Source organism: Pseudomonas sp. SB113 (genome assembly GCF_040754745.1).
GTDB lineage: Bacteria > Pseudomonadota > Gammaproteobacteria > Pseudomonadales > Pseudomonadaceae > Aquipseudomonas > Aquipseudomonas grimontii.
In genome coordinates this window covers 37890-58362 of record NZ_JBFMHW010000033.1, presented here as the reverse complement: position 1 = coordinate 58362, position 20473 = coordinate 37890, and the positions used below count along the sequence as shown (strand labels likewise).

General features: G+C 62.4%; 19 protein-coding genes and 1 pseudogene. 10 read left to right on the top strand and 10 right to left on the bottom strand.

Translation table 11 applies throughout. From position 1 onward, the window contains the following. Positions 1-210, bottom strand: a pseudogene (locus AB1462_RS28450) (hypothetical protein); the annotation flags it as partial. A gap of 54 nt (positions 211-264) precedes the next feature. Between AB1462_RS28450 and AB1462_RS28445 the strand changes: the two are divergent. From AB1462_RS28445 to AB1462_RS28435, 3 genes are all read left to right on the top strand, one after another. After that, positions 265-699, top strand: coding sequence for a MarR family winged helix-turn-helix transcriptional regulator (locus AB1462_RS28445; protein WP_090410013.1), 435 nt, complete (start codon positions 265-267; stop codon positions 697-699). A 199-nt stretch (positions 700-898) separates the two neighbouring features. Continuing rightward, positions 899-1381, top strand: coding sequence for a (2Fe-2S)-binding protein (locus AB1462_RS28440; protein WP_090404870.1), 483 nt, complete (start codon positions 899-901; stop codon positions 1379-1381). A gap of 5 nt (positions 1382-1386) precedes the next feature. Continuing rightward, positions 1387-4908 (top strand): molybdopterin cofactor-binding domain-containing protein, encoded by a 3522-nt coding sequence (locus tag AB1462_RS28435; protein WP_367248603.1) that lies wholly within the window; start codon positions 1387-1389, stop codon positions 4906-4908. On the opposite strand, the gene AB1462_RS28430 is transcribed toward AB1462_RS28435, so the two are convergent. After that, the gene (locus AB1462_RS28430; RefSeq protein ID WP_090404867.1) at positions 4905-5552 is read right to left on the bottom strand and encodes a TetR/AcrR family transcriptional regulator; all 648 of its coding nucleotides are present in this window, start codon (positions 5550-5552) and stop codon (positions 4905-4907) included. The two genes, AB1462_RS28435 and AB1462_RS28430, sit on opposite strands and share 4 nt — an antisense overlap. A gap of 160 nt (positions 5553-5712) precedes the next feature. On the opposite strand from AB1462_RS28430, the gene ggt reads away from it, so the two are divergent. Continuing rightward, positions 5713-7437, top strand: coding sequence for a gamma-glutamyltransferase (gene ggt, locus AB1462_RS28425; protein ID WP_259194137.1), 1725 nt, complete (start codon positions 5713-5715; stop codon positions 7435-7437). 138 nt (positions 7438-7575) lie between these two features. Here the strand turns inward: ggt and AB1462_RS28420 are convergent, their stop codons facing one another. The 3 genes from AB1462_RS28420 to AB1462_RS28410 all read right to left on the bottom strand — a co-directional run bounded on the left by AB1462_RS28420 (position 7576) and on the right by AB1462_RS28410 (position 10410). Next, the gene (locus AB1462_RS28420) at positions 7576-8100 is read right to left on the bottom strand and encodes an AAA family ATPase (RefSeq protein ID WP_090404860.1); all 525 of its coding nucleotides are present in this window, start codon (positions 8098-8100) and stop codon (positions 7576-7578) included. Continuing rightward, the gene (gene pnuC / locus AB1462_RS28415) at positions 8097-8660 is read right to left on the bottom strand and encodes a nicotinamide riboside transporter PnuC (protein ID WP_090404858.1); all 564 of its coding nucleotides are present in this window, start codon (positions 8658-8660) and stop codon (positions 8097-8099) included. Before pnuC ends, AB1462_RS28420 begins: the two co-directional genes overlap by 4 nt. Positions 8661-8775: 115 nt before the next feature. Further along, on the bottom strand, positions 8776-10410 hold the full coding sequence (locus AB1462_RS28410) for a methyl-accepting chemotaxis protein (RefSeq protein WP_090404854.1): 1635 nt from the start codon (positions 10408-10410) through the stop codon (positions 8776-8778). Positions 10411-10642: 232 nt separating this feature from the next. Between AB1462_RS28410 and AB1462_RS28405 the strand changes: the two genes are divergently transcribed. Further along, the gene (locus tag AB1462_RS28405) at positions 10643-11473 is read left to right on the top strand and encodes an undecaprenyl-diphosphate phosphatase (RefSeq protein ID WP_090404851.1); all 831 of its coding nucleotides are present in this window, start codon (positions 10643-10645) and stop codon (positions 11471-11473) included. Then, positions 11470-11853, top strand: coding sequence for a DUF1294 domain-containing protein (locus tag AB1462_RS28400; protein WP_259194136.1), 384 nt, complete (start codon positions 11470-11472; stop codon positions 11851-11853). Before AB1462_RS28405 ends, AB1462_RS28400 begins: the two co-directional genes overlap by 4 nt. Here the strand turns inward: AB1462_RS28400 and AB1462_RS28395 are convergent. Both AB1462_RS28395 and AB1462_RS28390 read right to left on the bottom strand, forming a co-directional pair. Beyond that, positions 11842-12198, bottom strand: a complete 357-nt coding sequence (locus AB1462_RS28395) for an MmcQ/YjbR family DNA-binding protein (RefSeq protein WP_090404843.1) — start codon at positions 12196-12198, stop codon at positions 11842-11844. The two genes, AB1462_RS28400 and AB1462_RS28395, sit on opposite strands and share 12 nt — an antisense overlap. After that, entirely contained in the window at positions 12195-13103 is a 909-nt protein-coding gene (locus AB1462_RS28390; protein WP_259194134.1) for a LysR substrate-binding domain-containing protein, read from the bottom strand. The genes AB1462_RS28395 and AB1462_RS28390 overlap by 4 nt, the downstream gene beginning before the upstream one ends. Before the next feature lie 125 nt (positions 13104-13228). Between AB1462_RS28390 and AB1462_RS28385 the strand changes: the two genes are divergently transcribed. After that, positions 13229-13840, top strand: a complete 612-nt coding sequence (locus AB1462_RS28385; RefSeq protein ID WP_090404835.1) for an FMN-dependent NADH-azoreductase — start codon at positions 13229-13231, stop codon at positions 13838-13840. Positions 13841-14081: 241 nt separating this feature from the next. Beyond that, entirely contained in the window at positions 14082-15119 is a 1038-nt protein-coding gene (locus tag AB1462_RS28380; RefSeq protein WP_315338953.1) for a dienelactone hydrolase, read from the top strand. Here AB1462_RS28380 and AB1462_RS28375 read toward each other — a convergent pair. Then, positions 15113-16288 (bottom strand): MFS transporter, encoded by a 1176-nt coding sequence (locus tag AB1462_RS28375; RefSeq protein WP_090404829.1) that lies wholly within the window; start codon positions 16286-16288, stop codon positions 15113-15115. The two genes, AB1462_RS28380 and AB1462_RS28375, sit on opposite strands and share 7 nt — an antisense overlap. 335 nt (positions 16289-16623) lie before the next feature. After that, entirely contained in the window at positions 16624-18210 is a 1587-nt protein-coding gene (locus AB1462_RS28370; protein WP_074846575.1) for an ABC-F family ATPase, read from the bottom strand. Between the two features lie 311 nt (positions 18211-18521). Here AB1462_RS28370 and AB1462_RS28365 point away from each other — a divergent pair, with 311 nt between their 5' ends. Together AB1462_RS28365 and AB1462_RS28360 are read left to right on the top strand one after the other, a co-directional pair. Then, positions 18522-18683, top strand: a complete 162-nt coding sequence (locus AB1462_RS28365; RefSeq protein ID WP_167361116.1) for a hypothetical protein — start codon at positions 18522-18524, stop codon at positions 18681-18683. Between the two features lie 5 nt (positions 18684-18688). Next, positions 18689-19006, top strand: a complete 318-nt coding sequence (locus tag AB1462_RS28360) for a hypothetical protein (protein WP_259194144.1) — start codon at positions 18689-18691, stop codon at positions 19004-19006. Between the two features lie 122 nt (positions 19007-19128). Here AB1462_RS28360 and AB1462_RS28355 read toward each other — a convergent pair whose 3' ends face one another. Beyond that, positions 19129-20367, bottom strand: coding sequence for an MFS transporter (locus AB1462_RS28355; RefSeq protein WP_315338954.1), 1239 nt, complete (start codon positions 20365-20367; stop codon positions 19129-19131). Between the last annotated feature and the right edge of the window lie 106 nt (positions 20368-20473).

Below are 20473 nucleotides of genomic sequence, written 5' to 3'. Positions count from 1 at the left end.
GCGCCTGAGATCAAGATCAACAGCAAGATCAAGGGCGGCTCGCTTCGCATCGTGGTTAGCGTTGGCGGCTACAACGTTGTGTAGATACCCATGGCCATCGGGGGCAAGCCCGCTCGCCACAGTTACGGTGTTCCTCCTTAACTGACCGGTATTTGGGCAAGCTCTCTCCCACATTTTGACCGCATTCAGGCAATGAGATCCTTGAGTCATTTCGGCATCCCCGCCATCATGCCTCCCCATCGCCAACCACCCACCGAGCCCGCCGTGCCTGATTCCTACGTTTTTTCTGAACAAGTTGGCCACCTGTTGCGCAAGGCCTACCAGCGCCACCTGGCGATCTTTCAGCAGAATGTCGGCGACTCCCAGCTCACCGCCGTGCAGTTCGTCACCCTGTGTGCGTTGCGCGATCACGGTGCAAGTTCCCTCACCGAGCTGGTCAAGGCCACGGCCGTGGACCAGGCGACCATTCGCGGTATCGTCGAGCGGCTCAAGGCCAAGGAACTGATCACCCTGGAGCCCGACCCGCAGGACAAGCGCAAGGTAGTGGTCGACCTGTCCGCCGCCGGTGCCGAGTTGGTCGCGCAAACCACCCCCCGCGCCGCACAGATCAGCGAACTGACCATGAGCAACCTCAACCCCGCCGAACGGGTGGCGGTGCTGTTTCTGTTGCGCAAGATGATCGACGATCCCCAGGACTGATAGCCGCCTGGAGTCGTACCTATTGTGGCAAGCCCGCTCGCCACAGTGGATGTGCCGAGCCTTTTGGCATCGTTTTTGCTCTCTGTTGATGTAGCGGGCACTTCATCAGTCAAGTGTGTCGCGAGACCCCAGGTCCGCGACGCTTTTTTTTGACTGTTTCATGTAGTGTCTACTTCATCAATGGGCTTGGGCGAAGCAAATGATCAGCCAGCACATCACGGTAGCGCTTGAGGTCAACGGGCAAACCAGCGAAGTCAGCGCCATGGCGGATACGCCGCTGTTGCTGGTACTGCGCAATGACCTGCAACTCAACGGCCCCAAGTACGGCTGCGGCCTGGGCGAATGCGGTGCATGCACCGTGATCATCGATGGCGTCGCTGCGCGCTCGTGTGTGTTTCCGCTGTCGGGCGCGGTGGGGCGTGAGATCGTCACCCTCGAAGGCCTCGGCACCCGCCAGGCGCTGCACCCGGTGCAGCAAGCGTTTATCGATGAACAGGCCGCGCAATGCGGCTACTGCCTCAACGGCATGATCATGACCACCAAGGCCTTGCTCGACCGCAACCCCAGCCCCAGCGAAGCCCAGGTGCGCCTTGAGCTGTCGGGCAACCTTTGCCGCTGCGGCACCCATATCGAAATCCTTCGCGCGGTGCTGCGTGCCGCGCGCCTGATGAACGTGGATTGATGACCATGACCGACACCCCGCTTTCCCGTGACCAGTGGCTGGCCAAAACTGGCGTTTTGTTGATCGTCGATGACGTGCTACCGCCTTCGGGGCCGGTGGCCAAGGGCGGTACGCCGAGCGTGAAGCCCAAGGAACTGGGGCTGTTTATCGCCGTCAACGATGACGGCCTGGTGTATGCGTTCAACGGCCATGTCGACCTGGGCACCGGCATCCGTACCGCGCTGGCGCAGATCGTCGCCGAGGAACTCGACCTGAGCATGGAGCAGGTGAAGATGGTGCTCGGCGACACCGAGCGCGTGCCGAACCAGGGCGCGACCATTGCCAGTGCCACGTTGCAGATTTCCGCGATCCCTCTGCGTAACGCGGCGGCGCAAGCGCGGCGCTGCTTACTGGCGCGGGCGGCGGGGCGCTGGGGCGTGAGCACGGCCAGCCTCAAGGTGGAAGGTGGCGTGATTCACAGCGCCGACGGGCGTACCAGCACCTACGCGGAACTGGTCAGCGGCCAGCATCATCAGTTGCGCATCAGTGGTGATGCGCCCCTCAAGGCCAGCCCGGATTACCGTCTGGTGGGCAAGGGCGCCGCGCGGGTGGACATCCCGGGCAAGGCCACCGGCGAACTGACTTATGTTCACGATATGCGCGTGCCCGGCATGCTTCACGGCCGGGTGATTCGCCCGCCGTATGCCGGGCTCGATTGCGGTGACTTTGTCGGCAACAGCCTGCTGCGCGTGGATGAAGACTCCATCGCGCATATCCCCGGTATCGTCGCGGTGGTGGTGATCGGTGATTTTGTCGGCGTGGTGGCGCTGCGCGAAGAGCAGGCGATCAAGGCCGCGCAGACGTTGCAGGTGCATTGGAAACCCTGGAACACCGCGCTGCCGGACATGAGCGATGTGGAGCAGGCCATCCGCGACAACCCACGGGTACGCCGCACGGTGCTCGACCAAGGCAATGTCGACGCAGCCCTGGCCAATGCCAGCCAACGCATGCCGCGCACGTACCTGTGGCCGTACCAGATGCATGGCTCCATCGGCCCCTCCTGCGGGCTGGCCGACTACGCGCCGACAGGCAGTCGCGTGTGGTCCGGCAGCCAGAACCCGCACCTGCTGCGCGCCGACCTGGCGTGGTTGCTGGAGTGCGATGAGGCGCTGATCGACGTCATCCGCATGGAGGCTTCCGGCTGTTATGGCCGCAATTGCGCTGATGATGTGTGCGCCGACGCCTTGCTGCTGTCCCGCGCGGTGGGCAAGCCGGTGCGCGTACAGCTGAGCCGCGAACAGGAGCATCTGTGGGAGCCCAAGGGCACCGCGCAGTTGATGGAGGTGGACGGCGGCCTCAATGCCGACGGCAGCATCGCCGCCTACGACTTCGAAACCAGCTACCCCTCCAACGGGGCACCGACCCTGGCACTCTTGCTCACCGGCCGCGTCGAACCGGTGGCGGCGATGTTCGAGATGGGCGACCGCACTTCGATTCCGCCCTACGACATCGACAACCTGCGCGTGACCATCAACGACATGGCGCCCATCGTGCGCGCTTCGTGGATGCGCGGCGTGTCGGCGTTGCCCAACACCTTTGCCCATGAATCCTATATCGATGAACTGGCCTTCGCTGCCGGCGTCGATCCGGTGGAATACCGCCTGCGCTATCTCAAGGACGAGCGCGCCATCGACCTGGTGAAGTCCACCGCCGAACGCGCCAACTGGTCACCGCGCACCGCGCCGATGCAAACCGCCAGTGACGATCACCTGTTGCGCGGCCGCGGCTTTGCCTACGCGCGTTACATCCACAGCAAGTTCCCCGGCTTCGGCGCGGCGTGGGCCGCCTGGGTGGCGGATGTGGCGATCGACAAACACACCGGCGATGTGTCGGTGACGCGGGTGGTGATCGGGCATGACTCGGGGATGATGATCAACCCGGCGGGCGTGCAGCATCAGATCCACGGCAATGTGATCCAGTCCACCAGTCGCGTGCTCAAGGAGCGCGTGACCTTCGAAGAGTCGACGGTAGCGAGCAAGGAGTGGGGCGGGTACCCGATCCTGACCTTCCCTGAGGTGCCGCAGATCGATGTGCTGATGATGCCGCGCCAGGACCAGCCGCCCATGGGCGCGGGTGAGTCGGCGTCGGTGCCCAGCGCGGCGGCGATTGCCAATGCGATCTACGACGCCACCGGGATTCGTTTTCGCGAACTGCCGATCACCCCGGAGCGGGTGCTGGCGGCGCTGAATGCCGGGGCCTCGGGTGAGCCGGCCAAATCGCCGGAAAAACGCCGCAAGTGGTGGTTCGGTGCGCTGTTCGCGACGTTGGGCGCGCTGCTGGCCACGGCCTGGCCATTTCACAATGAAATCGCGCCCATCGCGCCGCCCAGCGCCGGCACCTGGTCCAAGGCCACCCTGGAACGTGGACGCCTGCTGGCGGCGGTGGGTGATTGCGCGGTGTGCCATACGGCGCCGGGTGGTGCGACCAACGCGGGCGGGCTGGCGATGGAGACACCGTTCGGCACGCTGTACAGCAGCAATATCACCCCGGATGTAAACACCGGCATCGGCGCCTGGTCGTACCCGGCCTTTGAGCGGGCGATGCGCGATGGCATTGGCCGCGACGGGCGCAACCTGTACCCGGCGTTTCCCTACACGGCGTTTCGCAATATCAACGATGCGGATATGCAGGCGCTGTACGCCTACCTGATGTCACAGGCACCGGTCAGCCAGGCGCCGACGCCGAATGCCATGGTTTTTCCGTTCAATCTCCGGCCGCTGATGGCGGGGTGGAATGCCCTGAATCTGCGGCGCGGTGAAATCACTTTGCAGCCTGAACGTGGTGAGCAGTGGAATCGCGGCAATTATCTGGTGAACGGCTTGGGCCACTGCGCCGCGTGCCATTCGCCACGCAACCTGATGGGGGCCGAGAAGGGCGGCAAGGCGTTCCTGGCCGGCGGTACGGTCGATGGTTGGGAAGCGCCGGCGTTGACAGGGTTGTCCAAGGCGCCGACGCCGTGGACCGAGGACCAGCTATTCACTTACCTGAGCACCGGCTATTCCGATGCACACGGCGTAGCGGCAGGCCCGATGGGGCCGGTGGTGAGTGAGTTGTCGAAACTGCCCAAGGCGGATATCCGCGCCATGGCGGTGTACCTGGCGTCGCTGAAGGGCGAAGCCGTTGCGCAAGTACAGGTGGCGACCACGCTGCCAAATCCCAATGGCCGGCGCGTGTTCGAAGGGGCGTGCAAGGCCTGCCACGCCGACGGGCTGGGGCCGACGTTGTTCGGGGTGAGCCCGTCGCTGGCGACCAATACCAACGTGCACAGCGACCAGCCGGACAATTTGATCAAGGTAATCCTGCAAGGCATCAGCAATCCGGCGACCGAGGATCTGGGCTACATGCCGGGCTTCAAGGACAGTTTGTCGAATAGCCAGGTGGCGGATCTGGTGGCGTACCTGCGCGGGCGGTTTGCGCCGAATGCGCCGACGTGGAATGGGTTGGAACAGAAGGTTGCGCACCTGCGCGCCAACCCTGGCACTCATTAGTGTGGGAGGGGGGTGACGCCGCGTACCACCAGGTCGCTGATAAAGGCCAGCCAGTCCTGCTGCGGGGTCTTGTTCGACAGGTCTTCCCCGAGGAATGAGCTGAGGGTGTGGCGGTTGGAGTTATAGAAGTAGCACAGCGAGGCGATCATCAAGTACACGTGCTTGAGGTCGACATCCTCGCGGAACACGCCTTGGGCTTGGCCGGCTTCGATGATCGGGCGCAGCACGCCGACCGCTTCCCCCGACAGCCTGCGCAGTTCGCCGGACTGCTTGGCGTGCTTGCCCTGGTGCAGGTTCTCGATGCTCAGGATCGCCACGAACTCCGGGTGCTTGACGTAGTAGGTCCAGATAAACGCGACCAGCTCGCGCAGGGCCTGCACCGGCGCAGCCAGGTCCAGTTTGAGTTTGCTTTCGGCCCGGTTGAACTGCTCGTAGGTGTGTTCCAGCACGCAGACGAACAGGTGTTCCTTGCTGCCGAAATAGTAATAGAGCATACGGTCGTTGGAGTCGGCCTCCTTGGAAATGGTGTCGACGCGCCCCCCGGAATAGCCGTCGCGGGTGAACACCTTGACCGCCGCCTGCAAGATGCGCGAACGCGTCTGGTCGGCCTGTTGGGCACGAATTCCGGTCTTCTTGATCGCCATGTCAAAACGCCTTGCAGGACAGTTTGGGCGCGAAATATAGCATGGGCTTTTTCCGCTCCGTTCTATGACCGACAGGTTCTGTAATAAAAACGCCATTGCGCTGGGGATTAAATTCAGGCCGGGCTATTTTGGTGCATCTCAATAACTAGAGTAGCCATGGATGAAATACCAACCCTTCAGCCGCACATTAATTGCCACCGCCTTGGTGCTGACGGTCAGCGGCGTGCAAGCCGCTTCCCAGGCGCCGGTGGCCGGTGAAAATGGCATGGTGGTGACCGCCCAGCATTTGGCCACGCATGTCGGCGTGGATGTACTCAAGGCCGGCGGTAATGCGGTCGATGCCGCGGTGGCGGTCGGCTACGCGCTGGCAGTGGTGTACCCGGCGGCAGGGAACCTGGGCGGCGGCGGGTTCATGACCGTGCAACTGGCGGACGGGCGCAAGACCTTCCTCGACTTCCGCGAAAAAGCCCCGTTGGCAGCCACCGCTGACATGTACCTGGACAAGGCCGGCAATGTTGTCGAAGGCCTGAGTGCCAAGGGCCACCTGGCCGTCGGCGTGCCCGGCACCGTGTCCGGCATGGAGCTGGCCCTGAGCAAGTACGGCACCCTCAAGCGCGCCCAGGTGATTGCCCCGGCGATCAAGCTGGCGGAAAACGGCTTTGCCCTGGAGCAGGGGGATATCGACCTGCTGCACACCGCCACTGGTGAGTTCGAAAAAGACAAGGACATGCGCGGGATTTTCCTGCACAACGGCCAGCCGATGCAGGTCGGCCAGAAGCTGGTGCAGAAAGACCTGGCCAAGACCCTGAAGGAAATCTCCGCCAAGGGCACCGACGGTTTCTATAAAGGTTGGGTCGCCAAGGCCCTGGTGGACTCCAGCCAGGCCGGCAAGGGCATCATCACCCAGGCCGACCTCGACAAATACAAGACCCGCGAACTGGCGCCCATCGAGTGCGATTACCGTGGCTACCACGTGGTCTCGGCACCGCCGCCAAGCTCGGGCGGTGTGGTGATCTGCCAGATCATGAACATCCTCGAAGGCTACCCGATGGCCGACCTGGGCTATCACTCGGCCCAGGGCCTGCACTACCAGATCGAAGCCATGCGCCACGCCTACGTGGACCGTAACAGCTACCTGGGCGATCCGGATTTCGTCAAGAACCCGATCGAGCATCTGCTGGACAAGAACTACGCGGCCAAACTGCGTGACGCCATCGAGCCGCACAAGGCCGGGGATTCCCAGGCGATCAAGCCGGGCGTGTCGCCCCACGAGGGCAACAACACCACTCACTATTCCATCGTCGACAAGTGGGGCAACGCGGTCTCGGTGACCTACACCCTCAACGACTGGTTCGGTGCAGGGGTGATGGCCAGCAAGACCGGGGTGATTCTCAACGATGAAATGGACGACTTCACCGTCAAGGTCGGCGTGCCGAACATGTACGGCCTGGTCCAGGGTGAAGCCAACGCCATCGCACCGGGCAAGGCGCCGCTGTCGTCGATGAGCCCGACCATCGTGACCAAGGACGGCAAGGCCGTGATGGTCGTGGGTACGCCGGGCGGCAGCCGCATCATTACCGCCACCTTGCTGACCATCCTGAATGTCATCGACTACAAGATGAACATCCAGGAAGCCGTGGACGCGCCGCGTTTCCACCAGCAGTGGATGCCGGAAACCACCAACCTTGAGACCTTCGCCGTCAGCCCGGACACCCAGAAGATTCTGGAAAGCTGGGGTCATAAGTTTGCCGGGCCGCAGGACGCCAACCACTTGGCGGCGATCCTGGTGGGCGCCCCCTCCCTGGACGGTAAACCGGTGGGCAGCAACCGCTTCTATGGCGCGAATGACCCGCGTCGTAATACCGGCCTGTCGCTGGGCTACTAAAGCCTGACACGGTCAAAAATGTGGGAGGGGGCTTGCCCTAATGCCAGTCAGTTAAGAGATAGAACGGGCAAACAGTTACAGTGTTCCTCCTTAACTGACTGGCATTAGGGCAAGCCCCCTCCCACAGTGAGGACAGTGTTATGGTTGAAGCAGGTGTTCCACTGCTGAAAACGCCGCCTGTTTGCGCGCTTCCCAATCCCCCCGAATCACCACAACCGCCTGTCGATGCTGCTGCATCCACGCCAGGCTGCCTTGGAAAAACGCCTGGCGGTCGGCCAGTTCCGGCTGGCAGCGTTGGCCATCGGCAGTCCATTCCACATCGTCCGGCGATAGCAGCAGGTGCAGGTCGTAGTGCCGCGCCAGCAGTTCGTCGTCCAGCCACGCCGGGTAGTCACCGAACAGGGTCTGGCTCCACAGTTTGTTGGTCAGCAGGTGCGTGTCGAGGACCAGCAGGTGCGGCTGCTGGGCGCGGGCGGCATCTTCCCAGGCCAGTTGGCCGTGGGCGATGGCCGGAATATCCGCCAGACTGGTGTCGCGCTGGTGGTGGTCCATGAAATCGCGCACGTATTCACGCACCATCAGCCCGCCGAAATGCGCGTGCAACTCGGCGGCCAGCCAGCTTTTACCGCTGGATTCGGGGCCGGCCAGTACCACCACCTTCATGGTTGCAACGCCGGGTCGGCGCGCCATTCACGCCAGCCTTGCACAGCGATCACGGTGAACAGTGCATAAAGGACGGCGGTGAGATAGAGGCCTTTGTAGAGGAACAGTCCGACGAAAATCACGTCCACGGCAATCCACAGCGGCCAGCATTGCACGCGTTTCTGCGCCATCCACAGTTGCGCCACCAGGCTGAAACCGGTGAGGGCGGCATCGAGCCAGGGTTGCGCGGCGTCGGTCCAGTGCGCCATCGCAGCGCCCAGCAGCAGGCTGCCGACCGCGCCGACCGCCAGGCTGGTCATGATCGCCGGCACTCCCAGGCTGGTGACCTGGCGGCCTTGCTTGACCTCGCCGGCGCGGGTCCACTGCCACCAGCCATAGACTTGCAAGGCGGCGTAGACCACCTGCAGCAGCATGTCGGAATAGAGTTTCACGTCATAGAACACCCAGGTGTACAGCAACACCATCACCAGGCCGATGGGCCAGCACCAGGGGTTTTGTTTGACCGTCAGCCAGACAGCGATCACCCCCAGGGCGGCGGCGAACAGTTCAAGCCCGGACATGGCGGTTCCTTGGGAAATGAGAGAGGGCGGGGATTGTAACCAGAGGTAAGCAATCTTCAAAACACTGGAGGGTAAATGTGGGAAGGGCTAGCCCCCTCCCACAGGTTGGCCTGCGCTAGACCTTGAATTGGCGTAGCAGGCCGTCGAGCTGTTCGCTCAGCCCGCGCAAATGCACGCTGGCGACGCTGGATTGTTCCGCTGCCAATGCGGTGCTGTGGGACAAGCCGGCGGCCTGGGTGACGTTCTGGTTGATGTCTTCCACCACATGGGCCTGTTGCAGGGTGGCGCTGGCAATCGACGCGTTCAGGCCGTTGAGGTTGTGCAGGGCCTGGCCGATGGCTGTCAGGCTGGCACCGGCCTGGCCGGCTTGTTCGATGGTCAGTTGCGAGGCGCTGTGGCTGTCGCTGATCACCTTGACCGCCGCTTCCGAGTGGCCTTGCAGGCGCTCGATCATCGCCTGGATCTCGGCGGTGGATTTTTGCGTGCGCTGGGCCAGCAGGCGCACCTCGTCGGCCACCACGGCAAAACCACGGCCTTGTTCCCCGGCGCGCGCGGCTTCGATGGCGGCGTTCAGGGCCAGCAGGTTGGTCTGGTCGGCGATGGAGCGGATCACTTCCAACACGCCACCGATTTGCGTGCTTTCGCTGGACAGGGTGCGGATCACTTCCACCGCCTGGCTGATGGTGGTGGAGAGCTGATCGATCCGCTGCAGGCTGCCGTCGATATTGACCTGGCCTTGCTGCGCCTGGGCCTGGGCGTCGCGCATTTCGCTGGCGGCGTGTTCGGCGTTCTTGGCCACGTCCTGCACGCCGTAGGTGACCTCGTTGATGGCGGTGGCCACCAGTTCCATCTGCTGCGACTGCTGCTGGCTGCGGTCATGGGCCTGGCTGGCGTTGTTGCCCAGCTCCGTGGACGACTGGCCCAAGGCGTTGGCGCACGCCTGCAACTGGCTCACCACCTGGCGCAGCTTGGCGGTGAAGGTATTGAAGTGTTGGGCCAGCTGGGTGACTTCGTCGCGGCCGTGGGTGTCGAGGCTGCGGGTCAGGTCGCTTTCGCCGCTGGCGATATTGCCCATGGCGTTTACCGCATCCTGCAAGGGGCGCACGATACTGCGGGCAATCAGCGACACCAGCAAGGCCATCACCAGCGCAATGCCCAGGCCGATAAATGAGGTTTTCCATACCTGGCCGTTGAACTCGGCCTGCACATCGTCCACGTACACGCCGGAGCCGATGATCCAGCCCCAGGGTTCGAACAGTTGGATATACGAGGTTTTCGCCACCGGCGCCTCGGCACCCGGTTTCGGCCAACGGTAATTGATGATGCCGGCGCCCTTGGCCTTGGCCAGGCTCACGAACTCGTTGAACACGGCAAACCCGTCGGGGTCGCGGATGGCCGAGAGGTTCTGGCCGTCCAGCTTGGGGTTGGCCGGGTGCATGATCATCACGGGCGTGAGGTCGTTGATCCAGAAATAGTCGTCGTGGTCATAGCGCAAGCCGCGCACCGCGCTCAGGGCTTGTTTTTGCGCGGCGTCGCGGGTCATCACGCCAGTTGTTTCGAGGCTGTGATAAAACGTCAGGATCCCGCTGGCGGTCTGGACCACGTGCTGGGTCTGTTGGCGCTTGGCCTGGTAGAGGTCGTCATGGATCTGCTTGAGCATCAATAAACCCAAGGCCAGCAGCATCAGCACGGCGACTATCAGGATCAGCCAGAGGCGTCGGCTGATCGACATATTGCGCAAACTGTTCATCGTCCTGTCACTCCGGGCTTTTTATAATTGTGGGCGTCGCATCGACTTTTACGCCTTGTCTGATAGGCTTTCGGCCTGAAATCGCAAAACCTGAGTGCTGCTTGATTTTCACAGAATTTTTGCAGTCCGGCGTTGACCATTATCAACACTGGGCCTTCAGTGTGCTCGTCGTCAGTGAACCATTAAAAAAGACTAACAAGGCATGCCACGGCGCATGACCTTTGGGGGAAACATGGATTTTTGGACCGCCATTCAGGCATTGATTCTTGGCGTAGTGGAGGGGCTTACGGAGTTCCTGCCGATCTCCAGTACCGGCCACCAGATTATCGTCGCCGACTTGCTCGACTTCGGCGGCGAGCGCGCCATGGCGTTCAACATCATCATCCAGCTGGGCGCCATCCTGGCGGTGGTCTGGGAGTTCCGGCGCAAGATCCTCGATGTGGTCACCGGGTTGCCGACCCAGCGCAACGCCCAGCGCTTCACGATCAACCTGCTGATCGCGTTCCTGCCGGCCGTCGTGCTGGGGGTGATTTTTGCCGACCTGATCCACCACTACCTGTTCAACCCGATCACCGTGGCCACCGCGTTGGTGATCGGCGGCATCGTCATGCTGTGGGCCGAGCGCCGCGAGCATGAAGTGCACGCCGAAAGCGTCGATGACATCACCTGGAAAGATGCGCTCAAGGTCGGTTTTGCCCAGTGCCTGGCAATGATCCCGGGTACGTCGCGCTCCGGCTCGACCATCATCGGCGGCCTGCTGTTCGGCCTGTCGCGCAAGACCGCCACCGAGTTTTCGTTCTTCCTGGCCATGCCGACCATGGTCGGTGCGGCGGTGTACTCGGGCTACAAATACCGCGACCTGTTCCAGCCGGCGGACCTGCCGGTGTTTGCCATCGGTTTCGTCACCTCGTTCATCTTCGCGATGATTGCGGTCAAGGGCCTGCTCAAGTTCATTGCCAGCCACAGTTATGCGGCGTTTGCCTGGTACCGCATTGCGTTCGGCCTGCTGATCCTGGCGACGTGGCAATTCGGCTGGATCGACTGGGCTGCGGCCAAGGCATGATGGTTCAGCACTTGCGCCTGAAAGCGGCGATTTTTGTGCTGTTGTGCGCCGCGCCACTGGTGGGTTCGGTGTTGGTGTGGCTGCGCGGCGAAACCGTGCTTCCGTTGGCGGCCTACGGCGTGGTCAGCGTGCTGGCGTTCTTCCTGTATTGGAGCGACAAGCGCAAGGCCCGCACCGACAGCTGGCGCACCCCGGAGAACATCCTCCACGCCGTGGAACTGGCGGGCGGCTGGCCGGGAGCGTTGATTGCCCAGCAGGTGTTCCGGCACAAGACGCGCAAGGTGTCTTACCAGGTGCTGTTCTGGGTGATTGTGCTGTTGCACCAGGTGTTCTGGCTGGACCAGTTGTTCCTCAGCGGCACGCTACTGTCAGTTCTCTAGCAGCAAGCCGACCTGCGTGCGCTTGGGCAGTTTGCTCACCACCAACTGGTGGGAGCGCTGCAACAAGCCGCGCAGTTCCTCGGCGCCCAGCGGGTAGGGCGTGTTCATGATGATCCACTGCGCGCGTGCCAGGTACGGCGCCGGGTGGATGCCGGGGCGGTCGACATGGCCGAGGAACAATTCCTTGTCGACCTTGAACGCCAGCGAATCACCGCGCAGGTTTTGCAGGGCGAACATCTTGTTGCCGGCTATCGAGAACACCCGCACGCCGCCCCATTTGTAGTCTTCCCGCGCGCCGGGCAGGCTCAGGCAGAACGTCGCGACTTGTGCTTCGGTCATCTTCATAGCAAGCGGTCTCCGCAGCTCTTAAAGCCTTCTTCCAGGTAATCGATCCAGGCGCGAATCGCCGGCAGTACGCCACGGCGATGCGGGTAGACGGCCTGGAGCCAGCCGCCCGGCAACGACCATTGCGGCAGCAGTTGCACCAACCGACCGTTGGCCAGTTCCTCTTCGCAGTACATCATCGGCAGCACGGTAAAGCCCAGGCCCATGACGGCGCTGGCCTTGCGCACGATGAAGTCGTCGATGCCCAGGCGGGCTTCCATCGCCAGATCGTGTGGGTTGCCCTGGGGGTCGAGGATGCGCTGATGCACCAGGCGATCCGCCTCCAGCGCACCGAGTATCGGCAGTTGCTTGAGATCGTCGAGGGTGTTCACCTGGCGACCGAGCATGAATGCGGGGCTGGCGACCAGCACGGTCTGGGCCTGGCGCAGGCGCTTGGTGACCAGCAGCGGGTCTTCGTCACCGAGATCGCGCACTCGCAGTGCCACATCGATGCCCTCGGCGACCAGGTCGACGCGGCGGTTGACCAGGGTCATCTCCAGCTGTACCTGGGGGTTGGCGGCGAGAAATCCGGCGACCAGTTCCGGTAGGAAGTGCTGCGCCAGCCCCACCGGGCATGTGACCCGCAGCCGCCCGCGGGGTTCGCTGGACATGCTGGCGACGGCCTCGTCGGCCATTTCCGCCTCCAACAGCATCGCCTGGCAGTGGCGCAGGTAGCGTTCGCCAACGGCGGTGAGGGTCAGTTGCCGCGTGGTGCGTTGCAGCAGGCGCGCGCCGAGGCGTTCTTCCAGCTCGGCAATGCGCCGCGACAGCCGCGACTTGGGGATACCCAAAAGCCGCCCGGCCGCCGCAAAGCCGCCGGCTTCGACGACTTTGGCGAAATAGTAGAGGTCGTTGAGGTCTTGCATGGTCAGCCTATTGTCCTGTCAGTGGGACAAACTATCGCATTTCAGGCGTCTTATCGACTATTGGTTTCATGCGTAGCATCACCACCATCTGATCGCCACTGTCGATCCCACCTCGGAGATCCACCATGAAACTATTGCACATCGATTCCAGCATCCTCGGCGACAACTCGGCGTCCCGTCAGCTCAGCGCTGGCGTAGTCAAGGCCTGGCAAGCGGCCGAGCCGGGTGTGGAAGTGACCTACCGTGACCTCGCCAGCGAAGGCATCAACCACTTCTCCGGCGCGACCCTGGGTGCCCTGGGCACCGCCGCCGAGCTGCGTGACGCCGCACAACAGCACGAGGCCGACCTGAGCGCCAAGACTCTGGCTGAATTCCTCGCCGCCGATGCCGTGGTATTGGCTGCGCCGATGTACAACTTCACCATTCCAACCCAATTGAAAGCCTGGATCGACCGCATCGCCGTCGCCGGCCAGACCTTCCGCTACACCGAAGCCGGCCCTGAAGGTCTGTGCGGCAACAAGAAAGTCATCATTGTTTCCACCTCCGGCGGCTTGCACGTTGGCCAGGCGACGGGTGTTGCCCACGAGGAATACCTGAAAGTGATGCTGGGCTTCCTCGGCATTACCGACATCGAATTCGTGCGCGCCCACGGCCTGGCCTACGGTGATGAAGTGCGCAGCAAATCCCTGAGCGACGCGAACGTACTCATCAACGAACAATTGTTCGCTGCTGCGTAAGGCGTGTGTAAATTTCGCCTCTGCTCGGTTTCAATCTGAAGCCGGGCGCCTAAACTCCGTATTCTGGTCGCCTTGAAACGACCGGCGTACGGAGTTTTTCCGTTTATCCGCTGTCATTACTTTGGCCCAGGTTATGCACACATGGGTTTATCACCCAGTGTGAGTAACTTGAACCATGGACTTCTCAGATCGATATGCCGCGGGTATTCAACGTGGTCACGCAGCAAAGGTGGACATCCTCATGATGCGTCTTTGTGCTGTTATGGTTCTTTCCCTGCTCGGCGGCCTGATTTCAGTGCACGCCGCGCCGGCGCCGCACCCCCATTGGAGTGTGGGCTTCCATCGCATGACCTTTCTCGACCCGCTGGACCTGCAGCCGATGAAAGCGGTGGCGTTCTACCCCTCCACCGACGATGAACACAGCACGCAACTGGGTCCCTATCACGTCGCCGCTACCGAAGATTCCAAGATCGCCATTGGCCGCTTCCCGATGCTGATGCTGTCCCACGGCAACACCGGTACGCCGTTGGCGCTGCATGACCTGGCCACGTCGCTGGCGCGCAAAGGCTTTGTAGTGGTCGCGGTGCTGCATCCCGGCGATAACTACAAGGACCATAGCCGCCTGGGCACGGTAAGTAACCTGTACGGCCGGCCGATCCAGATTTCCGAAGCGATCACCGCCACCCTGGCCGACCCGATGCTATCGCCGTTCGTCAACGTCAATCAGGTAGGGGTTATCGGCTATTCGGCCGGTGGTGAAACCGCGTTGATCCTGGCGGGTGCCAAGCCGGACTTCGACCGCCTGCGCCGCTATTGCCAGGAACGCCCCGAAGATCGCGATGCCTGCACCACCAAAGGCGAACTGGTGGTGGACCGTGACGACCTGCAGCCGCAATCCGACCCGCGTATTCATTCCTTGATGTTGATGGCGCCATTGAGCCTGATGTTCGGTCGCCACACCCTCGCCGACGTGCATGTGCCGGTGCTGCTCTACAGCGGCGACGGCGACAAGCTGGTGGCGGTAGACAAGAACGCTGCCGCCCTGGCGCGCAAGCTGCCGGAGCCGCCGGACTTCAAGCTGCTGGCGGGGGCAGGGCACTTCGTGTTCATGGCGCCGTGTGACAGCGACCAACTGGCCGCGATGCCGGCCATCTGCACCGATGCCGACGGTGTCGACCGTGAAGGCATCCACCGCGACCTGATCTCCGAGGCCGGGCGTTTTTTCACCCACACCCTCGGCCAATCTACCCGCGCCGGCTTGCAGACCGCCGATCAGTAAGCGCGGCGCTTGAGCAGCAAGGTCACGCCCAACGCAGTGACCGACAACAGCGCCGCACAGAAGAAAATCCAGCTGTAACCCAGGTTCAACGCCACGGCACCCATCAACGGCCCTGCAATCGCCAGCGCGAGGTCGAAAAACACCGCATACGCACTCAGGCCTGCACCGCGGCTGCTGTTGGGCACCTGCTTGATGGCTTCCACGCCCAGCGCCGGGTACACCAGCGACAAACCAAAGCCGGTCAGCCCTGCACCGATCAAGGCCACGCCGGTGGACGGCGCCAGCCACAGCAGCGTCAGGCCCAGGGTTTCGATGATCATGCACGCAATCGCCGCCCTGAAGCCGCCAAAGCGGCTGATCGCCGAGATGAACACCAGTCGCGAGACGATAAAACACACGCCAAACACCGTGAGGCAGTACGCCGCGCCGACCCAGCCGCGATTGAGGTAATACAGGGTGATAAAGGTGGTCAGGGTGCCGTAGCCGATGGACGCCAGGCACAGGCTGGCACCAAACGGTGCGATGCGCCCGAACACCGCCCAGAACGGCAGGCGCTCGCCGCGCACCACCGGCACCGAGGGCTTATTGCGGATCAGCACCAGGCCCAGCGCCGCCAATACCGACAGCGCGATACCCAGGCTGGTGTAGCCATATTCAGCGACCATCACCACCCCCAGCGGCGCGCCAATCGCGATGGCGCCGTAGGAGGCAATGCCATTCCACGAAATCGACCGCGCCGTGTGCTCCGCCCCGACCTGGCCCATGCACCAACTGATGGTGCCCACGCCGATCAGGCCTTGGGCCACGCCCAGCAACAGCCGGCCGACGATCAGGATCCCCAGGCTCAGGCTGGGCAGGCTGTCCACCAGGGTGGCGAAGAACGTCAACACACCGCTGATCAGGATGCCGGCCAGCCCCAGCACAATCGCGCGCTTGGTGCCGACGTTGTCGGACATGCGCCCGGCCATGGGACGGCTGAGCAGGGTTGCGAGGTACTGCGAACCGATGGTGACCCCGGCCACTACCGCGCTGAAGCCCAGTTGCTCATGTACATAGCCTGGGATTACCGCAATCGGCAGGCCGATGCAGATAAAGGCGATGAAGGTGTAGAAGACGATGGAGACGATCTGCAGGGTGATCGACAGGGAGGAGGGGGCGGCGTTGGACATGGGCTCTCGTTCGCGGGCGGGCGGTGAACGCATCATGGCAAGGGCTTGGGGGAAAAGGAAGCAGCCTAACTATTTTGGCTGAGAAACCGGCTTTTGTGGCGAGCGCACTTTTGTGGCGAGCGGGCTTGCCCCGCGTCGGGCTGCGCAGCAGCCCCAATAAAAAACACCGCATTCTGCCAGGCAAAAACGCGGTGTTCGTTTTCAGGGCCGCTGCGCAGCCCAACGCGGGGCAAGCCCGCTCGCCACAACAAGCCCGCTCACCATAACCAGCATGCTCACCACAACAAGCATGCTCGCCACAACAAGCATGCTCCCAGGGTTTCAGGTCGCTACTGTTAGAACACCACGCCTTGGCTGCGCAGGTAGTCGTCGTAGGTGCCGCTGAAGTCGATCACGCCGTTGGCGCTCAACTCGATGATGCGGGTGGCCAGGGACGATACGAACTCACGGTCATGGCTGACGAAGATCAGCGTGCCCGGGTAGTTCTCCAGCGCCAGGTTCAGTGCCTCGATGGATTCCATGTCCAAGTGGTTGGTCGGTTCGTCCATGATCAGCACGTTCGGCTTTTGCAGGATCAGCTTGCCGAACAGCATGCGGCCTTGCTCACCACCGGAGATCACCTTGACTGACTTGAGGATCTCGTCGTTGGAGAACAGCATGCGGCCCAGGGTGCCACGGATCACTTGCTCGCCTTGGGTCCACTGGCCCATCCAGTCGAACAGGCTCATGTCGTTTTCGAAGTCACTCGCGTGATCCTGGGCGTAGTAGCCCAGTTCAGCGGCGTCGGTCCACTTGATGCTGCCAGCATCCGGGGTCAGTTCGTTGACCAGGGTGCGCAGCAGGGTGGTCTTGCCGATACCGTTCGGGCCGATGATCGCCACGCGCTCGCCGGCTTCAACCTGGAAGCTGAAGTCCTTGAACAGCGGCTTGCCGTCGAAGCCTTTGGCCATGCGCTCGACGATGACCGCCTGGCGGTGCAGCTTTTTGGTTTGTTCGAAACGGATGAACGGGCTCACGCGGCTCGAAGGCTTGACCTCGGCCAGCTGGATCTTGTCGATCGCCTTGGCACGGGAAGTCGCCTGCTTGGCTTTCGAGGCGTTGGCCGAGAAGCGGCTGACGAAGGATTGCAGCTCGGAGATCTGCGCTTTCTTCTTGGCGTTGTCCGACAGCAGTTGCTCGCGGGACTGGGTCGCCACGGTCATGTACTCGTCGTAGTTGCCCGGGAACAGGCGCAGCTCGCCGTAGTCAAGGTCAGCCATGTGGGTGCACACGCTGTTCAGGAAGTGACGGTCGTGAGAGATGATGATCATCAGGCTGGAGCGCTGGGTCAGGATGTTTTCCAGCCAGCGGATGGTGTTGATGTCCAGGTGGTTGGTCGGTTCGTCGAGCAACAGCACTTCCGGATCCGAGAACAGCGCCTGGGCCAGCAACACACGCAGCTTCCAGCCTGGGGACACTTCGCTCATCGGGCCGAAGTGCTGTTCCAGGGGAATACCCAGGCCCAGCAGCAGTTCACCGGCGCGGGATTCGGCGGTGTAGCCGTCCATCTCGGCGAACTCGGTTTCCAGCTCGGCCACGGCCATGCCGTCGTCTTCGCTCATTTCCGGCAGCGAGTAGATACGGTCGCGCTCGGCCTTGACCTTCCACAGCTCCTCGTGACCCATGATCACGGTGTCGAGCACGGTGAATTCTTCGTAGGCGAACTGGTCCTGGCGCAGTTTACCCAGGCGCACATTCGGCTCCAGCATGACCTGGCCGCCGGACGGATCGAGGTCGCCGCCGAGGATTTTCATGAAGGTCGACTTGCCGCAACCGTTGGCACCGATCAGACCATACCGGTTGCCGGCGCCGAACTTGACCGAGACGTTCTCAAAGAGCGGCTTGGCGCCGAACTGCATGGTGATGTTAGCTGTGGAGATCAATTACTTTACCTATCAATGGGTTGCGAGCGTGGCGGCAGGAGCCTTCAGGCATGCATCAACAGCGACATCAGGGCGCGAAACCCGGTCGCTGAGCAAAAAATGGGGGATGTGTGTTGGAATTTGGCGCGCATTGTCGCATATGTCAGGCGACAGTTGTATGGCAGCCGACGACGGATGTTCAGAGCCTTCAACCTCGAGTGGCGCATGGTCACCCCAAGGTGGCGGGTTGTTCAGAATGGAGAGCGGACCGTATGATCGCAACGCGCCCCCTATGTGGGCGCCGAGACTCACACCCCTTGAAGGACATGAGCATGGAAAAGCACTTCGGTAATTCAGGCCTGTTCAAGGCTGCTTCGTATCACTGCAACGAACTCCTGGGCCGCGGCATCGCTGGCTGGGAGCTGAAAAATATTGCGTTGAATACGAAGGAGTTTTTGATATGTCCAAAGAACTACTCGGAGTTTCTGCTCTAGGGTTGATGGTGCTCGGCGAGTTTTGTGCGATCTACAGTGAGGTGGTGACCGCCAAGCTTGCCCACACAGGAAATGGTTCATGGGAAGGGTTCGTGCTTCCCGTTGTGCTGATGTGTTTTGCAGGGCTTTGTCTGCTGGGTGCGTATTGGTTGGGGTACGTGGCTGTCGGTGATATCTGGATCGTCACCGTGGTCTCCGTCACCTCGTTGTTGCTGCTTGAGCCGGTGGTGGTCTGGTCGCTGTTTCATGAGGCACCAGGACGAGGCGCACTTATCGGGTTCGTCTTGGGCGCCTTGGGAATGCTGTCCACTGTACTGCTTTAACTTAGCCCTCTGGCCCGGCAATCAAACGCTGGGTCAGCTCACCGAAGATCGCTATTAGACGGGTAGAGCCGCCCGAACAGGCGCAGCTCAGCGGCGGTTGAGCGCTGGTTGTGTCGCTTATATCAGGCGGCAGAGGCATGGGGCGCGAAGATGGGCTTCGCCAGGGTCTCCGGCATCGCCAGCCATAACAGCGCCAACGCGACGAAAGCCACACCGGCCAGGGTGAGGAATGCTGCGTTGTAGCCGGCCTGTTGCACCACGAAGCCGGCCAGGCTGTTACTTAGTGCCGCGCCCAGGCCAAACACCGTGGACAGCGCGCCCAGGCTGACATTGAAACGCCCGGTGCCCTGGGTCAGGTCCTTGACGATCACCGGGAACAGCGCACCGAAGATCCCCGCGCCGATACCGTCGAGCATTTGCACCGCCACCAGCCAATAGGGGTCACTGGACAAGGTATAGAGCACGCCACGCAGTGGCAGAATCAAGAAGCCGAACAGCAACAGCGGCTTGCGCCCCCACACGTCGGCCTTGCTGCCGACCAGCCAGGCCATCGGCACCATCACCAATTGCGCGGCGACGATGCAGGCCGAGGTCAGTGGGGTGGCCATCTGCAGGTTGATCTGCGAGAGCTTCTGGCTGACCAGTGGCAGCATCGCAGCATTGGCCAGGTGGAACAGCGCGCAGCAAATGGCGAACAGCAGCAGTGGTCGGTTACCCAGCAGCACCCTCATGCCGGACGGTGGTTCGTGGTCGGTGATGTGGGCCGGGTCGAAGCCGCGGGCGACTTCGTGGTCGATAGCCTTGGCCGACACGCAACTGACCGCCACGACGCTGGCCACCGCCATAAAGGCCATCAGGTAGAACACCACCACCGGACCAAACAGATACGCCAGGCCACCGGCCAGCAGCGCAGCCACGGCGTTGCCGGCGTGATTGAAGGTTTCATTGCGCCCGGTGCGGCGGGTAAAGGCCCGCGGCCCGGTGATCCCCAGGGAAATCGCGGAAATCGCCGGGGCAAACACGGACGCGGCGACGGCACTGGCCGCTTGGGTCAAGGCGACCAGGCTGAATGAACTGACGAAGGGCAGCAGCAGGCAACTGCCGGTCACCAGCAGGGCAGCGATCGCAATCACGGCGCGCTTGCTGCGCGTGCGATCGATCAGTGCGCCCGCCGGGCCCTGAGTGATCAGCGCGGCAATACCCGCCAGGGTCATGACCACGCCGATACTGGCCGGGTCCCACTTGTGTACGGCCAGCAGGTAGATGGCCAGGTACGGGCCGAGGCCGTCGCGCACATCCGCCAGGAAGAAATTCAGGCTGTCCAGGGACAAGGTATTACGCAGGTCGGCGTGTCTGGCCACGATCAGGACTTCGAAGGGGGCATTCAAGGGCTGAACACTCATTGCGCTAATGACCTGCGCGCATTGCATTTAGTTTCGCCTGCTGCTTGGGGTTTTATTCTGCGGA